This is a genomic window from Paenibacillus albidus (assembly GCF_014644435.1).
In the GTDB taxonomy this organism is placed as follows: Bacteria; Bacillota; Bacilli; order Paenibacillales; family Paenibacillaceae; genus Paenibacillus_AQ; species Paenibacillus_AQ albidus.
Map to the genome: position 1 here is coordinate 1 of NZ_BMKR01000088.1, position 5,287 is coordinate 5,287.

4 protein-coding genes and 2 pseudogenes are annotated in these 5,287 nt (G+C 44.6%); all 6 read left to right on the forward strand.

Annotation, left to right across the window (positions count from 1 at the left end):
* Positions 1 to 251 precede the first annotated feature (251 nt).
* Positions 252 to 2,339 (forward strand): serine hydrolase domain-containing protein, encoded by a 2,088-nt coding sequence (locus tag IEY53_RS34515; protein WP_189032836.1) that lies wholly within the window; start codon positions 252 to 254, stop codon positions 2,337 to 2,339.
* Between the two features lie 524 nt (positions 2,340 to 2,863).
* Positions 2,864 to 3,235 carry a DUF4258 domain-containing protein gene (locus tag IEY53_RS34520; RefSeq protein ID WP_189032838.1) on the forward strand — a complete coding sequence of 124 codons (372 nt, stop codon included), beginning with the start codon at positions 2,864 to 2,866 and terminating at the stop codon, positions 3,233 to 3,235.
* A 223-nt stretch (positions 3,236 to 3,458) separates the two neighbouring features.
* The gene (locus tag IEY53_RS34525; RefSeq protein ID WP_229696535.1) at positions 3,459 to 3,695 is read left to right on the forward strand and encodes a hypothetical protein; all 237 of its coding nucleotides are present in this window, start codon (positions 3,459 to 3,461) and stop codon (positions 3,693 to 3,695) included.
* Positions 3,696 to 4,046: 351 nt separating this feature from the next.
* The gene (locus IEY53_RS34530) at positions 4,047 to 4,280 is read left to right on the forward strand and encodes a hypothetical protein (RefSeq protein WP_373293983.1); all 234 of its coding nucleotides are present in this window, start codon (positions 4,047 to 4,049) and stop codon (positions 4,278 to 4,280) included.
* A gap of 217 nt (positions 4,281 to 4,497) precedes the next feature.
* Positions 4,498 to 4,942, forward strand: a pseudogene (locus tag IEY53_RS34535) (transposase); the annotation flags it as partial.
* Positions 4,943 to 4,944: 2 nt separating this feature from the next.
* Positions 4,945 to 5,287, forward strand: a pseudogene (locus IEY53_RS34540) (serine hydrolase); the annotation flags it as partial.

A 5,287-nucleotide genomic window follows, 5' to 3' on the forward strand; every position in this document is an offset into this window, starting at 1 on the left:
CCCATTTGACTCTATACGGAGAGCTTAAAGGTAAAATTATTCGCGGTCAAGGTACTAGTTTTTTGTAGGCATATATCGTCAATCGCAATCGAAACAATCGAAAGGCACACCGTAGCCATCGGAGTTAGCTGCTGAGGTCTGACCTTTTTTTGCTTGACCTTAGGCTAGGTGATGAACTAGTCGGAAGACTGTGTGGGGAAATAATTCATCATATTACGCTGAGAGGGTACTTCCAGCCTATACTAATTTCATTGACGGAGGATTTTCTAATGCGTAAAAAAAGAGTTTCAAAAGTGCTCGCTGTAACGCTAAGCACGTCTCTAGCTGTGACTTACTTAATTGCTTTGGTCGGAGGGTATAGTGTCAGTGCGGAACCGCTCCCTCTTAAGGGGCAAACAATCACAGCGATTCAAACTGCAGCTGTTCCTGCTGCTCCAAGCGGTCCGGTTGACCCCAAAGAAGTGGAGGCCTTCGCGGACAATTACTTTGGGAAAAGCCTGAAGAAGTTCAATGTTCCGGGTGCCATGTTCGTCGTCGTTCAGGACGGACAAGTGGTTTTATCCAAAGGATACGGGTATGCAAACAAAGAAAGCAAAACCCCAGTTGATTCCAATACCGTTTTTCGCATCGGTTCCATTTCTAAGACGCTTACAGCTGCGGCTGTGCTGCAGCTTGCAGACCAAGGGAAGATCAAGCTGGATCAGGACATCCAATCATATCTCGGAGGTATCACAATACCAAATTCGACAGGTAAACTGCTAACTTTGGAAAATATGCTGACCCACATGACTGGGTTCGATTTCCCATATGAAAAAGACGATGACGCCTCGCCCGATCTTCTCAATCAAGAGAATTCTCTTCGAGATTTCTTAATGGATCGAATGCCAACCATCGTCCGGACGCCGGGGGAAGCCTACCAGTATGACGATTATGCTTTTGCTTTGGCGGGATATGCCGTGGAACAAGTTACCGGGCTCCCTTTTCATGAATACATGGATAAAAACATCTTTCAACCACTCGGCATGAATTCTTCCCATGATCTTGTAACCCCAGAGCTTAAAGCCCGAATGGCTGCAGCTTACGATCCGGAAGGCACACCATATCCGGAGTATGGCCTTTATCCTACGGACATGCCTCAGGGCGGAATGTTGTCCACCGGAAGCGATATGGCTAAATTCATGATCATGCTTCTACAAAAAGGAAAGGCCGGAGATCGGCAAATGTTAAGTGAACAAAGTGTTCAACGAATGAGCAAGTTTTCCGTTTTCGCTCATCCGGCCATACCTATTACAAGCTATGGATTTGAAAACATTTTCAATGAACTGTCGAATGGTCAGTATGTCGTCAGCAAAGGTGGGAACATCCCCGGACATGCCTCTTTTACATGGCTACTGCCTGAGCGCAAAACGGGAATGTTCGTCATTTATAATAATGATTCCGAATTGCGCTCGGATTTGTATGCTGCTTTTATGGACCATTATTATCCGAAGAGCACTGAGATGCCTGAATCGGTATCACCTCTGACAGAACAGCAAGCCGCGCGTTACGTTGGATTATACAAAGACCTGCATACCCCGTCATTTGTGACTAGAATTACGTACAATAACGGACAACTTGTAGCGGAAGATAGATACAAATTGGGGAATGGCAAGACTACTTTGAAAAAGATAGATCCCTTGTTGTTTATGGATGACCACGGGAAGAAAATAGCATTTCTTGAACAAAAGGATGGCGGTATTGCTTATATGTATAGACCCTCCAAGTCACCGATAGCCTATTCGCCCAAAATACAGGAAAAAGCGTTGTTTTCCGATGTCTCGAAAGAAAGCCCCTACCAACCGTCTATAGAAAAGCTCCATTCGCTTGATATCATTAATGGAAGAGATGGGCGCAGTTTTGACCCCAAGGCGTCCGTGACCCGTGCGGAATTCATCACAATGCTGCTGCATGCTGTCGGCTATCCGCCCTCCAAATCGAAATCCGGTTATACGGATATCGAACACCATTTTGCCTTCAAAGAGATACAGGCAGCGGTCGAGCAGCATTGGTTGGGGGAGGAGACCGGAGGCCGATTTGAACCGGATCGCACGATAACTCGGGAAGAAATGGCCGTCATCTTAACGCGCATTCCTCTTCCATGGCCGCTTGGCGATGAGGTCCGATTGGCAGGGAAAACCGATGAATCGGCTATCAAGGCCGTAAGCAAGCTTGTTGCTGCCGGAGTTACGGATCCAGTCACAATAACCAATTCTGACGGTTCAGTCGATTTCCGCTCCAAAGAACCTTTGCTTCGCCAAGAAGCCTCCTATTTCATTGACAAGATTCTATTTGTTCCTTAATCTCTTATCGGCCGTTACAGCCGCATTCGCACCGTGACGGAATCTCCAACCATGACTAACTTGTTGTTTCCTTCCAGTTTTATTTTTCACTAGCTTTGCGCTTGGCACATTCTATTCGTGAGGGATGGGACACTATTGTTCAATAAAATATCGACAGGCTATAATCTATGGTTTCCGTATTTTATTATTTGGTCGATCTAAACCTTTACTTTCCTTAAACAGCAACAAATTTTTTTTAGAAAAAGCTTAAAAATGAATGTAAATATGGGGCAATAGAAGGCGATTGAAAGAATCTGCCTACGCTATTGCCCCTTTACAATGATTAGGATATAATTACCTCATTACGAAACACATTCATTTTCTCCGCTGTCTTATATTCAGCTGGAGAAGGAGCTGTTGTCTTAATTGACAACTTATAGAATATGCCTTGAGGTTGAAAAAGTATGACCATTTTTTTGGTTATGCCTTTTTTTCATTTCAAGGCTTTTTTTTATGTCCAAAAACATGAAAAGGGGGAGATAGAGATGGACCATATGAAGAAATACTGGCCTAAAGAGCTGGAATGCATAAGAAAAGGCGTAAATCATCTTGATGGTTACGTCACTACGATTAGTCCACATTACATGCAAGATCGTTATCATAATTCGGATTATCCGGATCGTGTGTTCGACGAACTTGATATCGTATGGGCAATTGCTAATGGTGAGATCGTCGAAGGGTACGATAGTGGAGAGGGAGGAAGAAATCCTGAACCGGAGCGGACCATTATCGGTCCTGCAGTATCCGGTAATTGGGCTGTCGTGATTATCTTGATGAAGACTGGTAATCAGTTCATCGTAAAAACAGTATTTCCTGTGGATAGGGAGCGTTACAGCAAATATATCCCTAAATCATGAGAAAAGAGGAATAGAAATGATGCCTGCTAAAGATGCAAACAAAGTACATGCCTTGCTTATCCTTACCTACATCGTAGGAACACTTGTCTTGATTAGTCGAGCAGTTTTTGGATAAAAATAGCGCATCTATTTTTTGTTGAATTTAGTAAACCATGATAAAATAAGGTCATAGGAGGGATGCTTTATGTCTCAATGTGGCCGGTGCAAAAAGGAGATCAATACTATGTTGATTACTAATAAACGCCAATTTGATGGAGGAACATTAGTAGTAACTGATGTTCCAGTTCAAAAATGCGAATGTGACGAACAAATGCTTCTTAATGATAGCGCTCTGATTGCGGGTTATGTAAGATTGCTCGTGGATCGCAGTATTATTGGAGAGATTACTGTATCCATGCAGGATCTAAAGCAGAAATTCACAATCCAAGATTTCCTGCCTAAAGAAGCTCAACAACATTAATTTTTTCCTAGGAGTTATAAATAGTACAGATGTTATTGAGGAACAACGATGTTGTTTTTCTAGATGATTCCTTTAGGAGTACATCATTTAGGATCATAACTAACGGACGTCCACAGCTTCTGTAATCCCTTTAGGGATAGAAACATGATATATACCTTATGGATGTAACTCATGTATAAAAAATCAAATATGGATGGCATAAAGGAGGCTGCTACTGCGGTGTCCTTTTTTTTGTGCCTAAAAAAGGGAGGATCTCCGGATGATAAAAAAGGTAATGATTCAAGACGACTTAGGTATGCTTTGCAGTGGGCTTGCGATTGTTGATCTAGATGGAAACGATTGTTCCAGACAATGTACCCTAACCAAAATCCGATGCAAAACGTCCGGCTGGAGAACATCAACGTTAACAATGCGCCGCGCTACGGCATCAAGCTGGTCGCAAGTGCAGAGCAGGGACAAGGGCCGGTGCTTGGAGCAGCCAGCTTTACGAACGTAAAGCTAAACAATTCCGGCATTAAGGCCATCTATGGAGAAGACAAGAGCCCTGGGTTTAATGTAATCAGAGTGTCGGGGAACAACTGGTAATCGGCATCACAGGGATTTACCCCTAGAACTTGATAAGTCCTCATAGCCCATAAACAAAAGCAGCTGCTCAGGGGAATGATCCCTGGGCGGCCGCTTTGGCCTGTTAGGTCGCGCACATTAAATCGAGCCAGTTCAGGAGATAAGAAATTCTTGACGACCAATGGGAAAAGATCAAAGACCTGTGCCCCCTGAACGAAAACCACGAGAGGGGGGGGGGAGACTACACCAAGCCTATTCCGCGAATGGAGCAGGCTTTTATGTGCATGCTCCGAAGCAAAAAGGAAACGTCAAGAATCAGTTGGGCTACATTGGACGGTACATCAAGCGTCCAGCGATTGCGCTCATGCGAATTCAGTCCTACGACGGAGAACACGTCATCTATAGCTATTACGATAAAAAAAGCGGGGAAGAAAAGAGCGAGCAAGTGACGGTGGAGGAATTCATCGCCAGAGTGATCCGACACATTCCAGATGAACATTTAAATCGATCCGGTACTACGGGGGTATTCCCGGAAGCTGAAGAAACTAAGCAAAAAGCTCGTGACCTGGTGGCAAAAAGAGGCCAGAAAGTGGATTGTGCGTGTGCAAAGATAGCTCAAACGTAGAAAATGGAGAGAACGAATCCAAAAAGGAAGCGGAACAGATCCGCTGGTCTGTCCCAAGTCGGCATGAACATCACCCCTTATATCCATCGATATATTACGGAACCTCTGGGTATGGTCAATACGAAGACGCCGCTCGATTCTCCGAACACAGCGAAGATGGCGGGGCTCTATTATCCTACCTATGCTGGACAACTTCCCAACGAGACGCTCAACGTGATCGGAGCTGGAGGTATCTATTCCACGGCGGAAGATTTGGCTCGATTCTCGCAAATTTTTACGGGAGAAGCGGAAGAAATATTGTCCGGCAAATCGACTACGGCTATGGCGCAAGAGGAGTACAAGGCGCCTTTATGGCCTGACGATGCGGACAACTCCTTAGAATACGGTCTCGGCTGGGACAGCG